This is a genomic window from Micromonospora sp. SCSIO 07396, from assembly GCF_053667945.1.
The window spans coordinates 4575758-4592022 of record NZ_CM132210.1 but is presented as its reverse complement, the minus strand read 5'-3'; the positions used below and the strand labels follow the sequence as shown (position 1 = coordinate 4592022).

Sequence of the window (16265 nt, the reverse complement as noted above, 5' to 3'; positions counted from 1 at the left end):
CCGCCCGGCCGCAGCGGCGAACGCTACTGACGCGACGGCGAACCTCCCGACACACCTGACCGGTCGCCCTTCCTCCCGGGAAGGGCGACCGGTCAGGTCACGGGTCAGATCCGGCGGAGCACGGCGACGACCCGGCCCATGATGGTGGCGTCGTCACCGGGGATCGGATCGAAGGCCGGGTTCTGCGGCATCAGCCAGACGTGGCCGTCGCGTCGCCGGTAGGTCTTGACGGTCGCCTCGCCGTCGAGCATGGCGGCCACGATGTCACCGGCCTCGGCGGTCGGCTGTTGCCGGACGACCACCCAGTCGCCGTCGCAGATCGCCGCGTCGAGCATCGAGTCGCCCTTGACCTGGAGCATGAAGACCTCGCCTTCACCCACCAGCTCGCGGGGGAGCGGGAAGACGTCCTCCACCGCCTGCTCGGCGAGGATCGGGCCGCCGGCGGCGATCCGGCCCAGCATCGGCACGTACGCCGGGGTGGGGCGCTGGGCGCGGCTCAGCTCGTCGTCGGCGTCGCCGCCGGGGGCGCGCACGTCCACCGCGCGGGGCCGGTTGGGGTCGCGCCGCAGGAAGCCCTTCTTCTCCAGCTCCTTGAGCTGGTAGGCGACGCTCGACGGGGAGACCAGGCCGACCGCCTCACCGATCTCGCGGACGCTCGGCGGGTAGCCGTGCCGCTCCACCCAGCTGCGGATGAACTCCAGGATGCGGCGCTGCCGGGCGGTCAGGTCGACGGCGGTGGGGTCGGGGAAGCCGCTGACCACCGGGGTGACCGGGCGGACGGCCGGTTGGCCGGTACGGCTGCGGGCGGCGCGGGGACGCCGACTGGCCGGGGGACCCGCCTCGGCGCTCGGCTGCGGGTTCTTCTGCCGGCTGGCCCGGTCCTCGGTCACGTCCGTCCTCCCTGGTCGGCGCTGGGTGCCTTGGCGGCTCGTGGTGCGTGCGGGGGTGTCGCGGTGCCGGACCGACGTGGTGCGCCGTGCCCGGTCGTTCATGACCGTATAGGTGAGATCGGTCATTTTCAAACATCTGTACGACGCAACTCGGCGTGTCGGGTGGAAATCCTGGCCTTTCGTACGCCTGTTCTGGTAGATGGTACGTCCCGCCGGGCCTGGTCCTCCGTCCGGAGGGTTGTCCGGGTGGCCGGTAACCTCCCGTGGCTCCGGTCGGTTGCACTCAGCGTGCCCCCGGGATGACGGGTCGCCGCCGGTGGTCGCCGGTGACGCGCCAGACACGCGGGCAACTTGACCCGACTCCCTCGGCGGCCTACGGTCGACCCCTAGATGTAGTAGTCACACGGGCGTAAGTTGCCCACAGGTTGGGTTACGACTACCCACCGCACTCCCGTACCGTCGACCACGGCGACGGCTGGCGAAGCCGGCTCCGCCGGGCCGACGCGTGCCCGGAGGTGGGCGGGCGGCCCCGGTCGATCAAGGAGGTCAGGCGATGCGGTGCCCGTACTGCCGGCACGCCGACTCCCGGGTGGTCGACTCGCGTGAGGCCGACGACGGTCAGCTGATCCGTCGCCGGCGCTCCTGCCCGGAATGCGGCAAACGGTTCACCACGGTCGAGGAGGCCGTGCTCGCGGTGGTCAAGCGCAGTGGCGTGACCGAGCCGTTCAGCCGGACCAAGATCATCGGTGGGGTGCGCAAGGCGTGCCAGGGGCGGCCGGTCGACGAGGACTCCATCGCCCTGTTGGCCCAGAAGGTCGAGGAGACCGTCCGGGCCAAGGGTGCGGCCGAACTGCCGAGCCACGACGTGGGACTGGCGATCCTGGGTCCACTGCGCGACCTGGACGAGGTGGCCTACCTGCGCTTCGCCAGCGTCTACCGCTCGTTCGACTCGCTCGCCGACTTCGAACGGGAGATCGAGACGCTGCGGGCCGCCGCACAGGCCCGCGCCGACGCGGCCGGGGCCGCCGGCCGTACCGACTGAGTCTTTTCCGACAGCAACGACGTGGATTCTGACAGAGACGACGCGTGGCGGGTGGCCGCGCAGACGAGGGGGCCGATGAGATGGCGGGGGACGGCGTGACAACAAGCCGGTCGCGGGCGGCGAAGAACGGCGCGGTGACGGGGCTCAAGGTGCAGCGGGTCTGGACGACCGAGGGCGTGCACCCGTACGACGAGATGACGTGGGAACGCCGCGACATCGTCATGACCAACTGGCGGGACGGCTCGATCAACTTCGAGCAGCGCGGGGTGGAGTTCCCCGAGTCGTGGAGCGTCAACGCGGCCAACATCGTCACCACCAAGTACTTCCGGGGCGCGGTGGGGACCCCGCAGCGCGAGTGGTCGCTCAGGCAGCTCATCGACCGGGTGGTCAGCACCTACCGGGCCGCCGGCGAACAGCACGGCTACTTCGCCACCCCCGGCGACGCCGAGATCTTCGCGCACGAGCTGACCTGGATGCTGCTGCACCAGGTGTTCAGCTTCAACTCGCCGGTCTGGTTCAACGTCGGCACCCCGTCGCCGCAGCAGGTCAGCGCCTGCTTCATCCTTTCGGTCGACGACTCGATGGACTCCATCCTGGACTGGTACAAGGAGGAGGGGCGGATCTTCCAGGGCGGCTCCGGCGCCGGGGTCAACCTGTCCCGCATCCGGTCCTCGAAGGAACTGCTCTCCTCCGGTGGCACCGCCTCCGGCCCGGTCAGCTTCATGCGCGGCGCGGACGCCTCCGCCGGCACCATCAAGTCCGGCGGTGCCACCCGGCGCGCGGCCAAGATGGTCATCCTCGACGTGGACCACCCGGACATCGAGGAGTTCGTGGCGACCAAGGCGCGCGAGGAGGACAAGATCCGCGCGCTGCGCGACGCCGGCTTCGACATGGACCTGGGCGGCGCCGACATCGTCAGCGTCCAGTACCAGAACGCCAACAACTCCGTCCGGGTCTCCGACGAGTTCATGACGGCGGTGGAGAACAACGGCGGCTTCGACCTGCGCGGCCGGCTCGACGGGCAGACCATCGAGACGATCGACGCGCAGAAGCTGTTCCGCACCATCTCCCAGGCCGCCTGGGAATGCGCCGACCCCGGCCTGCAGTACGACGACACCATCAACGACTGGCACACCTGCCCGGAGACCGGCCGGATCACCGCGTCGAACCCGTGCTCGGAGTACCTGCACCTGGACAACTCCTCGTGCAACCTGGCCTCGCTCAACCTGATGAAGTTCCTCAAGGCCGACGGCGGCTTCGAGGTGGAGAAGTTCGTCAGGTCGGTCGAGTTCGTCATCACCGCGATGGACATCTCGATCTGCTTCGCCGACTTCCCGACCGAGAAGATCGGCGAGACCACCCGCGCCTACCGGCAGCTCGGCATCGGCTACGCCAACCTCGGCGCGCTGCTGATGGCCTCCGGCCTGCCGTACGATTCGGAGCAGGGCCGGTCGGTGGCCGCGGCGATCACCTCGCTGATGACCGGCACCGCGTACCGCCGGTCGGCCGAGCTGGCCGGCATCGTCGGCGCGTACGACGGCTACGCCCGTAACGCCGAGCCGCACAAGCGGGTGATGCGCAAGCACGCCGCCGCCAACGACGCCATCAAGCCGGCCGGCACGGTGGCCACCGCGATCCAGCGCGAGGCCACCCGGCAGTGGACCGAGGGCAACAAGGTCGGCGACCGCAACGGCTGGCGCAACTCGCAGGCCAGCGTGCTCGCCCCGACCGGCACCATCGGCCTGATGATGGACTGCGACACCACGGGGGTCGAGCCCGACCTGGCGCTGGTGAAGTTCAAGAAGCTGGTCGGCGGCGGTTCGATGCAGATCGTCAACCAGACCGTGCCGCGTGCCCTGCGTAGCCTCGGGTACCCGGAGGAGCAGGTCGAGGCGATCGTCGAGCACATCGCCGACCACGGGCACGTGGTGGACGCCCCCGGCCTCAAGCCGGAGCACTACCCGGTCTTCGACTGCGCGATGGGTGAGCGGTCGATCGCGCCGATGGGGCACGTGCGGATGATGGCGGCCGTCCAGCCGTTCATCTCCGGGGCCATCTCCAAGACGGTCAACATGCCGGAGCAGGCCACCGTCGCCGACGTCGAGAAGATCTACTTTGAGGGCTGGAAGCTCGGCCTGAAGGCGCTGGCGATCTACCGGGACAACTGCAAGGTCGGCCAGCCGCTGTCGGTGGCCAAGCCCAACAAGGGCGCGGCCGAGACCGTTGCCCCGGCCGCCGAGGTCGAGAAGGCCGTGGAGAAGGTCGTCGAGTACCGCCCGGTGCGCAAGCGGCTGCCGAAGAAGCGCCCCTCGCAGACCGTCTCCTTCTCGGTCGGCGGCGCGGAGGGCTACCTCACCGCCTCGTCCTACCCGGACGACGGCCTCGGCGAGGTCTTCCTCAAGATGTCCAAGCAGGGCTCCACCCTGGCCGGGGTGATGGACGCCTTCTCGGTGGCGATCTCCATCGGCCTGCAGTACGGCGTCCCGCTGGAGACGTACGTCAGCAAGTTCACCAACATGCGCTTCGAGCCGGCCGGCATGACCGACGACCCGGACGTGCGGATGGCCGCCTCGGTGATGGACTACATCTTCCGTCGCCTGGCGCTGGACTTCCTGCCCTACGAGCGCCGTGCCGAGCTGGGCATCTTCACCGCCAAGGAGCGGGCCGCGCAGCTGCGGGCCGAGGCCGACGCGGAGGCCGCCGGCACCGACCTGACGGCGATGGCGTCCTCCGCCCCGGTCGAGGCGGTCGAGCCGAAGACCGGTCCGGTGGCCCAGCCGGCGCAGGAGCTGGCCGGGGCGGCCACCGTCAAGCCGGCGCCCGCCGTTGGTTCCTCCACCGAACTGCTGGAGGCCGTGATCGGCAAGGCCGCCGACGCGCCGCTCTGCTTCACCTGCGGTACGAAGATGCGCCCCGCCGGCAGTTGCTACGTCTGCGAGGGCTGCGGCTCCACCAGCGGTTGCAGCTGACGTACGCGTCGAACGGAGGGCCGGCACCCGACGGGTGCCGGCCCTCCCGCGTTTCGTCCCCATCATCGACCCCGGTGGCCGGGGTAGCGGCAACGGTCCTACCCGGACACCGCCACCTCGCGCCCGTTACGCGGATCACGCCCACGGCGGCGCACCGGGGACCCCGCCGGACGGGCGCGGCGGGAATGATCGGGGCATGACCACCGCCGACCGGTACGTCGAGTTCGCCACCCGGGAGGCGCACGGGGTCTCCCCGGCCTACGAACGGCTGGCCCACGCGGTCACCCGCGACGACGAACTGCTCGCCCTGCTGGACACCCTGCCCCCGGCCAAACGGCAGCCGCAACTGCTCCTCGGCGTGGTCCGCTGGCTCGGTGGCCCGGTCGACGACCCGGCCGCCTTCCGAGCCCACACCGTGGCGCACTGGCCCGCCGTGCGGGCCGCGATGCTCACCCGGGCGGTGCAGACCAACGAGGCCGGCCGCTGCGCGGCGCTGCTGCCGGTGCTGGCCGCGTTGCCGCAGCCGCTGGCGCTGCTGGAGGTCGGTGCGTCCGCCGGTCTCTGCCTCTTTCCCGACCGGTACGCCTACCGCTACGGCGACCACCTGCTCGGGGCGGGGGAGCCGGTCCTCGACTGCACGCTGACCGGGATCGGGCCGCCGACCACCCGCCCCGAGGTGGTGTGGCGGGCCGGCCTCGACCTGAACCCGCTCGACGTCACCGATCCGGCCGACGTGGCCTGGCTCGACGCGCTGATCTGGCCGGAGCACACCCACCGCCGGGCCCGGTTGCGGGCGGCAGCGGCGGTGGCCGCCGCTGACCCGCCGGAGCTGGTCCGCGGTGACCTGGTGGACGACCTGCCGGCGTTGGCCGCCCGGGCACCGGCCGGCGCGACACTGGTGGTCCTGCACACCTCCGTGCTCTACCAGGTGCCGCCGGCCTCTCGGGCGGCCTTCGTCGCGCTGGTCCGCGCCCTGCCCGGCCACTGGGTGTCCGCCGAGGCGGCCGACGTGCTCGCCCTCGACGGGCTGCCGTCCCCGCCCGACGGGACGTTGTACAACGTGCTCGCCCTCGACGGGACACCGCTGGCCTGGATGCGCTCGCACGGCCAGGAGGCACACTGGTTCACCCGCCCCTGACCGCCAACCCGATCCGCACCGCGCCCCGGTCGACCCGCACCCGTCACGCCAAGGCCACGGCTGACCCGCACGAAACGGCCCGACCGTCCGCGAAACCGCCGGCCCGGCCATGCGCACGGCCCAGCCCGCCCGGTCCGTAGACTCCTCGTGGTGAGTGGCGAACGACGTCCGCTGGCGGACCGGCCGCTGACCGAGCCGCACCCGTCCCGGCTGCCGCCGGAGCACCCCGACCGGGCACGGATCCTGACCGCACACGCCGCTGCGCTCGCCGCCGGGGACGCCGGCTATCCCGACCCGGCCACCGGCCTGTTCGTCCTCACCGCCGGTTTCCTGGCCCGGCGCGGCACCTGCTGCGGGCGTGGCTGCCGGCACTGCCCGTACGTCGACGACTAATCCAGGTGCCCCGGCCACCCGGCACACCTAGGTTGGGTGCGGACCGACGGGGGATCGATGACGGCACAACTGACCGGTGGCCGGGCAATGCGCCGGCCGCTGTGGCGGGACCGCAGCTTCGCCCTGTTCTGGGCCGGCCAGACGGTCGGTGAGCTGGGCACCCGGATGTCCGGGGTGGCGGTGCCGCTGCTGGCCGCCGGCCCGATGCGGGCCAGCGTGTTCCAGGTCTCCCTGCTGACCGTGCTGGCCTGGCTGCCGTACCTGGTCTTCGCGCTGCCGGCGGGGCTGCTGGCCGACCGGGTCGACCTGCGCCGGCTGATGATCGGCTGTGACCTGGGCCGGGCCGCGCTGCTGTCGTCGCTGCCGGCGGTCGCCCTGGTCGGCCGGCTCACCCTGGCTTTCCTGTACGTCGTCGTCGGGCTGTGCGGGGTGCTCACGGTGCTCTTCACCGTGGCCTACAAGAGCATCGTGCCGGCGCTGGCCCCGGCGGACCGACTGGTCGAGGCGAACGCCGGGCTGACCGTCACCGCCGACACCGCCGCGCTGGTCGGGCCGACCGTCGGCGGGGTGCTGGCCGGGCTGGTCGGTGCCGCCCGGACGTTTCTCGGCACCGCACTGGCGTTCCTGCTCAGCGCGGCGACGCTGGCGGCGGTCCGCCCGGTGGTCCGGGACCGCGGGCCCACCGACCGGGTGCCGGTGCGGGTCGCCCTCACCGGGGGGTTGCGTTTCGTCGGCCGACGTCCGATCCTGCGCAGCATCCTGGCCTGCACCGCCACCTCGAACTTCTTCGCCATCGGCACCACCGCGCTGGAGGTCAGCTTCCTGGTCCGGGAGCTGCGGGCCGGCCCGGCGACGGTCGGGCTGGTCTTCTCCCTGGGGGCGGTCGGCGGCCTGGTCACCGGCGCGTTCGCCGCCCCGCTGTCCCGCCGGATCGGCACGGCCCGGGTGATCTGGGTGGCGATGGCGGTGCCGGGACCGCTCTATCTGCTGGTGCCGTTGGCCCGACCCGGGTGGGGGCTGGCGCTCTACGTCGTCGGGCTGGCCGCGTTCTCCGCCAACGCGGTGCTGTTCAACGTGTCGATCCTGTCGTACCGGCAGCGGATCACCCCGCCGGAGCTGCTCGGCCGGGTGAACGCCGCGTTCCTGTGGGTCTGCTTCGGGGTGGTGCCGTTGGGGGCGCTGACCGGCGGCCTGCTCGGCAGCCACTGGGGACTGCGGCCGGCGCTGGTGGTCTGCGCGCTCGGCACCTGGAGTGCCGCCCTGTTCGTGGTGCTGTCTCCACTGCGGACCCTGCGCGACCTGCCGCCGGGCTGACCCGCCGGGGCGGGCCACCCGGGGTCTTCCGTCCGGCAACCCCAACCCGTACGGTTTCCGACGGACACCGGCGGGCTTTCCGTCGACGATCACGGAGGTGTGCCCGTGCACGGGCGGATCTGGCTGGCCGGCGTGGGCGTGCTGCTGACCACGGGCTGTGGCGCGTCGGAGGTCGAGCCGGTACGGCTGCCCGCCGGGGAACCGGCCACCGTGGAGGTGGCTGCCGCCTCGTCCGGTGGGGCGTGCCGGCTGCTCGACTTCGCGGTGATCGAGGAACACGCCGGGGTCCGCTTCGACGTGGCCGCCGCCAGCGACCGCGGCGACACCCGCACCTGCGTGGTGCGGGCCACCGACGCCACCTGGCCGGAGCTGACCCTGACGGTCACCGACACCTCGATCGACGTGCCCACCTTCACCGCCGACGTGCTGCCCGCCGGGGCGAAGAAGGTGTCGAAGCTGGGCCAGGCCGCCTACCGCCGGACCGGTGCGAAGACCGCGAAGCGCGGCCCGACGGCCGAGGTGGGCTGGCTCGCCACCGAGGACCGGCTGGCCACGCTCCGCTGGACCTGCCGGCCGGCCGACGACCGGGCGACCGCCGACGAGGTGGCCGACCACCTCGTCGACCTGGCCAGGACCCTCGACACCCGGTCGCTGTGACGGCTGGTCGCTGGGACGCCCGGTCGCTGTGACGGCCGGGCCGCCGCCGGGGTGGTCAGTGGGCGGCGACGAAGACCCGGGAGGCGACCTCGCGGGGCAGCCGGACCCGTTCGCCGGAGCGGTCGATGAACACCCCGTCGCGTTCCTGGGCGACGGTCACCGTGGCGCCCGGGTCCACCCCGGCGGCGTGCAGCTGCCGCAGCACGTCGGCGTCGGTCTGGACGCTCTCGCAGATCCGCCGGACCACCACCTGCCCGGTCAGCCCGGGGAAGGCGAGGTTGCGTTCACCCTCGACCGGATCGCTGGCTCCGGCCTGCGGCGGACCCAGCTCCTCAAGCCCCGGGATCGGGTTGCCGTACGGCGAGCGGGTGGGACGGTTGAGCAGGTCGTACACCCGCTTCTCCACTGCGTCGCTCATCACGTGCTCCCACCGGCAGGCCTCCTCGTGGGCCTCCTCGTAGGGCATCCCGATCACGTTGACCAGCAGCAGCTCGGCCAGCCGGTGCTTGCGCATCACCGACACGGCGCTGCCCCGGCCCAGCTCGGTGAGCGCCAGGTGCCGGTCGCCCTCGACGGTGAGCAGCCCGTCGCGTTCCATCCGGGCCACGGTCTGGCTGACGGTCGGCCCGCTCTGCCGTAACCGCTCGGCGATCCGGGCACGCAGCGGCGGCACCCCCTCCTCTTCGAGTTCGAGGATGGTGCGCAGGTACATCTCGGTCGTGTCGACCAGGTCATGCTTCACGTCAGCGGCCTCCCGGTGGTCGATGCTACCCCGGCGCGCGAAGATCGACCTGCGCCGAAACGCGAGGTCGCTGCCGCGATGGTGTTGACTGGACGTCATGTCCGGTACCGATGACCCCCTGATCGAGCCGGACCGGCTCGCCGCCGAGCTGGCCCGGCCCGACACACCGACCCTGCTGGACGTCCGCTGGCGGCTGGCCGGCCCGCCGGGCCGCGACGACTACGTCGCCGGGCACCTGCCCGGCGCGGTCTTCGTCGACCTGGACACCGACCTGTGCGGTCCGCCAGGCGCGGCGGGCCGGCACCCGCTGCCCGACCCGGCCGCCCTCCAGGCCGCGCTGCGGGCCGCCGGCGTGCGCACCGGCCACCCCGTGGTGGTGTACGACGACGGCGACGGCCTGGCCGCCGCCCGCGCCTGGTGGACGCTGCGCTGGGCCGGGCACCGGCAGGTGCGGGTGCTGGCCGGCGGCTGGGCGGCCTGGTGCGCCGCCGGGCTGCCGTACACCGTCGAGGTGCCCACCGTCACGCCCGGTGACGTGACCGTCCGGCCTGGTGCGCTGCCGGTGCTGGACGCCGACGCGGCGGCGGCCCTCGCGGCGGCCGACGACGGGGTGCTGATCGACGTGCGGGCGGCGCCCCGCTACCGGGGCGAGACCGAGCCGATCGACCCGGTCGCCGGGCACGTGCCGGGCGCGGTGAACCTGCCCGCCCCCGGGTACGTCACCGAGGGCCGTTACCCGGCGGCCGATGTGCTGCGGGACCGGTTCGCCGCGGTCGGGGTGCGGGCCGACGCGCCGGTGGGGGCGTACTGCGGGTCGGGGGTGACCGCCGCGCAGGCGGTGCTGGCCCTGCACCTGGCGGGCCGGCCGGACGCCGCGCTCTACGTCGGATCGTGGAGCGGATGGGTCGCCGACGGGTCCCGGCCGGTGGCGACCGGCCCGACACCTGGCGGCTGACCTGCACGTGTGGTGGGCGGGCGGTGACCGTCGTGCGACGATGACCCCATGTCGGACGACACGCTGGTGGTGTGGGACGAGTCCCTGCTCGACTACGACATGGGGGAGCACCCGCTGGACCCGGTCCGGGTCGAGCTGACCGTGGCGCTGGCCCGGGAGTTGGGCGTCCTGGACCGGCCCGGGGTGCGGCTGGTCGAACCCGAGCCGGCCGACGACGCGACGCTGACCCGGGTGCACCGGCCCGACTACCTGGACGCGGTCCGGGCCGCGCCGCGCGATCCGCTCTTCGCCGGGTACGGACTGGGCACCTCGGACAATCCGGTCTTCGACGGGATGCACGAGTCCAGCGCGCTGATCGCGGGGGCGAGCGTGGCCGCCGCCGAGGCGGTCTGGCGGGGCGAGGCCCGGCGTGCGGTCAACGTGGCAGGTGGCCTGCACCACGCCATGCCCGATCGGGCCGCCGGGTTCTGCGTCTACAACGACCCGGCGGTGGCCATCGCCCGCCTGCTCGACCTCGGTGCCGAGCGGGTCGCCTACGTCGACGTGGACGTGCACCACGGCGACGGCGTGCAGGAGATCTTCTACCACGACCCCCGGGTGCTCACGGTGAGCCTGCACGAGACCCCGCTCGCGCTCTTCCCCGGCACCGGCTTCCCCGACGAGACCGGTGGGCCGGGGGCGCAGGGCAGCGCGGTCAACGTGCCGCTGCCGCCGGGCACCGACGACGCCGGGTGGCAGCGGGCCTTCCACGCGATCGTGCCGTCGGTGCTGCGCGCGTTCCGGCCGCAGATCCTGGTCACCCAGTGCGGTGCCGACGGGCACCGGATGGACCCGCTGGCCGACCTGCACCTGTCGGTGGACGGGCAGCGCGCCACCTACCTGGCGTTGCGGGCGCTCGCCGACGAGTTGTGCGACGGCCGCTGGGTGGCCACCGGCGGCGGCGGGTACGCCCTGGTGGAGGTGGTCCCCCGGGCCTGGACGCACCTGCTGGCGGTGGCCACCGGCGACCCGCTCGACCCGGCCACCCTCACCCCGCCCGGCTGGCGCACGCTGGCCGCCCACCGGCGACCCGGCCACGACGTGCCGCTGCGGATGACCGACGACGTCGACCCGGAACACCGGCCGTGGCAGCCGACCGGGGAACCGAACTCGGTGGACCGGGCCGTGGCGGCCACCCGCAAGGCGGTGTTCCCGCTGCTCGGGCTGGACCCGTACGACCCGCGCGACTGAGCCGGGGACCTGGGGAGGGACCGGTGACCACTGTCGACCAACCGGTGGACGTGCTGCTCAGCGACGGCAGCACCGTCGGACTGCGACCGATCCGGCCGCAGGACGCCCCGGAGATCGTCGCCATGCACGGGCGGTTCTCGGAACGCACCCGCTACCTGCGCTACTTCTCGCCGTACCCGCGCATCCCGGAACGGGACCTGCACCGGTTCGTCACCGTCGACCACCGGGACCGGGAGGCGCTCGTGGTGCTGGCCGGTGACCGGATCGTCGCCGTCGGCCGGTACGAGCGGCTCGGGCCGGCGGCCCCCGAGGCCGAGGTGGCGTTCGTGGTGGAGGACGCCTACCAGGGCCGGGGGATCGGTTCGGTGCTGCTGGAGCACCTGGCCGACGCCGCCCGCCGGGCCGGCATCGGGCACTTCGTCGCCGAGGTGCTGCCCACCAACGGGGCGATGCTGCGGGTCTTCGCCGACTTCGGCTACCAGGTGCAGCGCCAGTTCGCCGACGGGGTGGTGCACCTGACCTTCCCGATCGCGCCGACCGAGGCGACCCTGGCGGTGCAGCGTGGCCGGGAACACCGCACCGAGGCGCGGTCCATCGCCCGGCTGCTCGCCCCACGCGGGGTGGCCGTCTACGGGGCCAGCGCCACCGGTCAGGGCGTCGGCGCGGCGCTGCTCGGGCACCTGCGCGACGGCGGCTACCCGGGGGCGGTCGTGCCGGTGCACCCGGGGGCGCGCACGGTGGCGGGGCTGCCCGCGTACCCGTCGGCGGCCGACGCGGGGGTGGCGGTCGACCTCGCGGTCGTCGCGGTGCCCCCCGACGTGGCGGCCGGGGTGGTGGCCGACGCCGCCGCGGCCGGCGCGCACGGCCTGGTGGTCATCTCCGCCGGCTTCGCCGAGGCCGGCCCGGCCGGCGCGGCGGCCCAGCGGGCCCTGGTCCGGGCGGCGCACGCCGCCGGCATGCGGGTCGTCGGCCCGAACTGCCTGGGGGTGGCGAACACCGACGAGCGGGTACGCCTCAACGCCACCCTGGCCCCGGTGCTGCCGGCCCCCGGCCGGGTGGGGTTCTTCAGCCAGTCCGGCGCGTTCGGGGTGGCGCTGCTGGCGCAGGCGCAGCGTCGCGGGCTGGGCCTGTCGAGTTTCGTGTCGGCCGGCAACCGGGCCGACGTGTCCGGCAACGACCTGCTCCAGTACTGGCAGGACGACCCGGGCACCGACGTGATCCTGCTCTACCTGGAGACCTTCGGTAATCCGCGCAAGTTCGCCCGGCTGGCCCGCCGGATCGGCCGGGCCAAGCCGGTGGTGGCGTTGGCGTCGCTGGCCCGCCCGGCCGGCCCGGCGCTGGACGAGGCGGCCGTCAGCGCGCTGTTCGCCCAATCCGGGGTGATCCGGGTGGACACCGTCGCCGAACTGCTCGACGTCGGGGTGCTGCTGGCCCACCAGCCGCTGCCCGCCGGTGACCGGGTCGCGGTGGTGGGCAACTCGTCGGCGCTGACCGGGCTGGCCGCCGCCGCCTGTGTCGGGCAGGGCCTCACCGTCGCCGACGGCTACCCGCTCGACGTCGGCCCGCACGCCGGGGTCGCCGAGTTCACCGCCGCGCTGGCCGGGGCCGCTGCGGACGACCGGGTGGACGCGCTGGTGGCGGTCTTCGCCCCGCCGCTGCCGGGGCAGCTCACCGTCGAGGAGGCGGACGTCACCGCCGCCCTGCCGGCGACGCTGGCCGCCGGCAAGCCGACCGTGGTGACGTTCCTCGCCGGGCGGGTGCCGGCGGGTCTGCCCGCGTACCCGAGCGTGGAGGAGGCGGTGCGGGCGCTGGGCCGGGTCGGCCGGTACGCCGGGTGGCTGCGGCGGGACCCGGGCACGGTGCCGGAGCTGACCGGGGTGGACCGGGACGCCGGGCGGGCCGCGTTGCGCGGTGACGCCGCCGACGCGGTGGCGCTGCTCGCCGCGTACGGCGTCGAGGTGGTCGGGTCGGTGCCCGCCGGCAGCGTCGACGAGGCGCTCGCCGCCGCCGACCGCTGCGGGTGGCCGGTGGCGTTGAAGGCCGCCGCGCCCGGCCTGCGGCACCGCCTCGACCTGGGCGCCGTCCGCCTCGACCTGGCCGACCCGGTCGCGCTGCGCCGGGCGTACGCGGACCTGGCGGCGGGTTTCGGCGCGCAGGTGCTGGTCCAGCCGATGGTGCCGCCCGGGGTGGCCTGCGTGGTGGAGCTGCGGGAGGACCCGGCGTTCGGGCCGGTGGTCGGCTTCGGGCTGGGTGGTGTCGCCACCGAACTGCTCGGCGACCGGGCCTGGCGGGCCGTGCCGTTGACCGACCGGGACGCGGCCGAACTGGTCGACGAGCCCCGGGCGTCGCCGCTGCTGCGCGGGCACCGGGGTGCCGTCCCGGTGGACCGGGCGGCCCTGGCCGACCTGCTGCTGCGGGTGGGACGGCTCGCCGACGAGCAGCCCCGGGTGCGGTCGCTCACCCTCAACCCGGTGCTGGCCCGCCCGGACGGCATCGCGGTGCTGCACGCGGCGGTGGGGGTCGGCACCGCCGGGGCCCGCCCCGACACCGGCCCGCGCCGCCTCTGACCGGGTGCCGCCGGCCTGGCACCCGGCGGGTGGTCACCGCAGAGAACGGTCAGGCCCCCGGCGAACCGCCGGGGGCCTGACCGCGAACCGTCCCGCTCAGCAGGCGTACGCCTCCAGCCGCTGCGCCCGCTCCGGGTCGCGCAGCTTGAGCAGGGTGACCTTCTCGATCTGCCGGATGCGCTCCCGGGACAGGCCGAACTCCTTGCCCACCTCGTCGAGGGTGCGCTGCCGGCCGTCGTCGAGGCCGAACCGGAGCCGGATCACCGCCTGCTCCCGCTGGGAGAGGGTGGCGAGCACGATGCGTACCTCGTTGCGTAGTTCGCCGTTGGCGGCGGCGTCACCCGCCTCGGTGCGCGGGTCCACCGAGGCGACGAAGTCACCCAGGGCGCTCTCGCCGTCCTCGCCGACGGCCTGGTCGAGGCTGACCGGCTCCCGGTCGTACGAGATCAGCTCGATGACCTGGAACTCGGGGATCTCCATGGCCCGCGCCACCTCCGAGACGATCGGCTCGCGGCCCAGCGTGACCGACAGCTCCCGGCGGACCCGGACCATCCGGTTGACCTGCTCGACCATGTGCACCGGGATGCGGATGGTGCGGGCCTGGTCGGCCATCGCCCGGGTGATCGCCTGCCGGATCCACCAGGTGGCGTACGTGGAGAACTTGTAACCCTTCGCGTAGTCGAACTTCTCGACCGCGCGGATCAGGCCGAGGTTGCCCTCCTGGATCAGGTCGAGGAAGGCCATCCCCCGCCCGGTGTAGCGCTTGGCGATGCTGACCACCAGCCGCAGGTTCGCCTCCAGCAGGTGGTCCTTGGCGGCGCGACCCTCCCGGGCGATCAGCGCGAGGTCGGCGTGCAGGTCGCCGGAGACGGGGGTGCACGTCGACAGCTTCTCCTCGGCGAACAGCCCGGCCTCGATCCGCTTGGCCAGCTCCACCTCCTGGGCTGCGGTGAGCAGCTTGGTCCGGCCGATACCGTTGAGGTAGGCCCGGACCAGGTCGGTGGAGACCCCGCGCTCGTCGGTGGCGTCGAGGTCGGTGAGGGCTTCGGTGCCGTGCTCGGCGTCGATGGTGGTGGCCGGGCGCGTCTTGTTATCGATCATCTGCAGGGCCATCTCTGTGTCTCCCCGTGTCCGCTTTCGTGTCGCCTACCGGTGCCATCGGCCCCGGTGACGAACAGCTTTCCAACCGGGACGTGAAACGGGGGTGAGGCGATCGGGGAACCGACACCAATCCGGTCGGATGCGGGGTGTGCCGCAGGTGGTCTTGCCGGGTCCGGCTACCGTGCCAGCGGTCGACCATCCGGGTCGGCCCTGAACAGGCAATGGAGGACGTGGTGGTCTTCAAGCGGCTCATGCAGTCGATGGGGGTGGGCGGTCCGTCGGTGGAAACCGTGCTCGCCAATCCGAACTGCCGTCCCGGCGGGGTGCTGGAGGGGCGGGTCCACGTGGCCGGCGGCGACCACGCCACCGACATCGAGTACGTGGCGCTCGGGCTGGTCACCCGGGTCGAGGTGGAGGGCGCCGACTCCGAGTACGAGACCACCCAGGAGTTCGCCAGGCAGCAGGTCACCGGCCCGTTCCGGCTGGAGGCGGGCCAGCGGTACGACATCCCGTTCCGGTTCGCCGTGCCGTGGGAGACCCCGCTGACCGACCTGTACGGCCACCGGCTGCACGGAATGACGATGGGGCTGCGTACCGAGCTGGAGGTGGCCCGCGCGGTCGACAAGGGTGACCTGGACGCGGTGTCGGTGCATCCGCTGCCGGCCCAGGAGCGGCTGCTGGAGGCGCTGCTGCGGCTGGGCTTCCGGTTCGCCCGCGCCGACGTCGAGCGCGGCCACATCTACGGCGTACGGCAGAGCCTGCCGTTCTACCAGGAGATCGAGTTCTACCCCGCCCCGCAGTACGCCGGGGCGATCAACCAGCTCGAGGTCACCTTCGTCACCGACCCGCACCAGATGCAGGTGGTGCTGGAGCTGGACAAGCGCGGCGGCCTGTTCACCGAGGGCCGGGACACCTTCGGCCGGTTCACCGTCGACCACGCCAACGCCGACCACACCGACTGGGCCGCCCAGCTCGACGGCTGGCTCCGCCAGTCCCTCCAACGCCGGGGCCTCTTCTCCTGACCCACCCCCGCTCCGCCCGCCCCGCCCCCACCCCCGCTCCGCCCGCCCCGCCCCCGCCCCCGCCCCCGCCCAACCTCGCCCCGCCCCCGCCCAACCTCGCCCCGCCCCCGCCCCCGCCCACCCCGCCCCGGTGATCAAGAGGTTTGCGTCAACTGATCAAGAGGTTTGCGTCAACTTCGATCTTCAGAATGACGTAAACCTCTTGATCACCGGGGCGGGCGCGGGCGGGGGGCGGGGGTGGGGAG

The 16265-nt window shown here is 73.6% G+C and carries 13 protein-coding genes; 10 read left to right on the top strand and 3 right to left on the bottom strand.

All coding sequences use genetic code 11. The features are described 5' to 3' along the window. Positions 1-104 precede the first annotated feature (104 nt). Positions 105-890 (bottom strand): transcriptional repressor LexA, encoded by a 786-nt coding sequence (gene lexA / locus ACWCHM_RS19610; protein ID WP_204957008.1) that lies wholly within the window; start codon positions 888-890, stop codon positions 105-107. Between the two features lie 553 nt (positions 891-1443). Between lexA and nrdR the strand changes: the two genes are divergently transcribed. From nrdR to ACWCHM_RS19580, 6 genes are all read left to right on the top strand, one after another. Continuing rightward, complete coding sequence (gene nrdR, locus ACWCHM_RS19605; RefSeq protein WP_204957009.1) at positions 1444-1932, top strand: transcriptional regulator NrdR; 489 nt, start codon at positions 1444-1446, stop codon at positions 1930-1932. An 80-nt stretch (positions 1933-2012) separates the two neighbouring features. Beyond that, the gene (locus ACWCHM_RS19600) at positions 2013-4901 is read left to right on the top strand and encodes a vitamin B12-dependent ribonucleotide reductase (protein WP_421489046.1); all 2889 of its coding nucleotides are present in this window, start codon (positions 2013-2015) and stop codon (positions 4899-4901) included. A 196-nt stretch (positions 4902-5097) separates the two neighbouring features. After that, complete coding sequence (locus ACWCHM_RS19595; protein ID WP_454219298.1) at positions 5098-6039, top strand: DUF2332 family protein; 942 nt, start codon at positions 5098-5100, stop codon at positions 6037-6039. Between the two features lie 150 nt (positions 6040-6189). Next, on the top strand, positions 6190-6432 hold the full coding sequence (locus ACWCHM_RS19590) for a DUF5522 domain-containing protein (RefSeq protein WP_421486342.1): 243 nt from the start codon (positions 6190-6192) through the stop codon (positions 6430-6432). A 57-nt stretch (positions 6433-6489) separates the two neighbouring features. Next, positions 6490-7746: an MFS transporter gene (locus ACWCHM_RS19585; RefSeq protein ID WP_454219297.1), complete on the top strand. Its 1257-nt coding sequence runs from the start codon at positions 6490-6492 to the stop codon at positions 7744-7746. Between the two features lie 105 nt (positions 7747-7851). Then, positions 7852-8403: a hypothetical protein gene (locus ACWCHM_RS19580; protein WP_421489041.1), complete on the top strand. Its 552-nt coding sequence runs from the start codon at positions 7852-7854 to the stop codon at positions 8401-8403. A 55-nt stretch (positions 8404-8458) separates the two neighbouring features. Here the strand turns inward: ACWCHM_RS19580 and ACWCHM_RS19575 are convergent, their stop codons facing one another. Continuing rightward, positions 8459-9145: a metal-dependent transcriptional regulator gene (locus ACWCHM_RS19575; protein WP_204957014.1), complete on the bottom strand. Its 687-nt coding sequence runs from the start codon at positions 9143-9145 to the stop codon at positions 8459-8461. 97 nt (positions 9146-9242) lie between these two features. Here ACWCHM_RS19575 and ACWCHM_RS19570 point away from each other — a divergent pair, with 97 nt between their 5' ends. Genes ACWCHM_RS19570 through ACWCHM_RS19560 form a run of 3 tightly spaced genes read left to right on the top strand, consistent with a single transcriptional unit; the run spans position 9243 to position 13897 of the window. After that, positions 9243-10100, top strand: coding sequence for a sulfurtransferase (locus tag ACWCHM_RS19570; protein ID WP_421489040.1), 858 nt, complete (start codon positions 9243-9245; stop codon positions 10098-10100). Between the two features lie 48 nt (positions 10101-10148). Continuing rightward, on the top strand, positions 10149-11330 hold the full coding sequence (locus ACWCHM_RS19565) for an acetoin utilization protein AcuC (protein ID WP_204957016.1): 1182 nt from the start codon (positions 10149-10151) through the stop codon (positions 11328-11330). Between the two features lie 23 nt (positions 11331-11353). Then, a complete protein-coding gene (locus ACWCHM_RS19560) occupies positions 11354-13897 on the top strand; it encodes a bifunctional acetate--CoA ligase family protein/GNAT family N-acetyltransferase (RefSeq protein WP_454219296.1) in 2544 nt (847 codons plus the stop codon). A gap of 96 nt (positions 13898-13993) precedes the next feature. On the opposite strand, the gene sigB is transcribed toward ACWCHM_RS19560, so the two are convergent. After that, positions 13994-15010, bottom strand: a complete 1017-nt coding sequence (gene sigB / locus ACWCHM_RS19555; protein WP_454219295.1) for an RNA polymerase sigma factor SigB — start codon at positions 15008-15010, stop codon at positions 13994-13996. 221 nt (positions 15011-15231) lie between these two features. Here sigB and ACWCHM_RS19550 point away from each other — a divergent pair, with 221 nt between their 5' ends. After that, on the top strand, positions 15232-16020 hold the full coding sequence (locus ACWCHM_RS19550) for a sporulation protein (protein ID WP_204957330.1): 789 nt from the start codon (positions 15232-15234) through the stop codon (positions 16018-16020). Positions 16021-16265 lie beyond the last annotated feature (245 nt).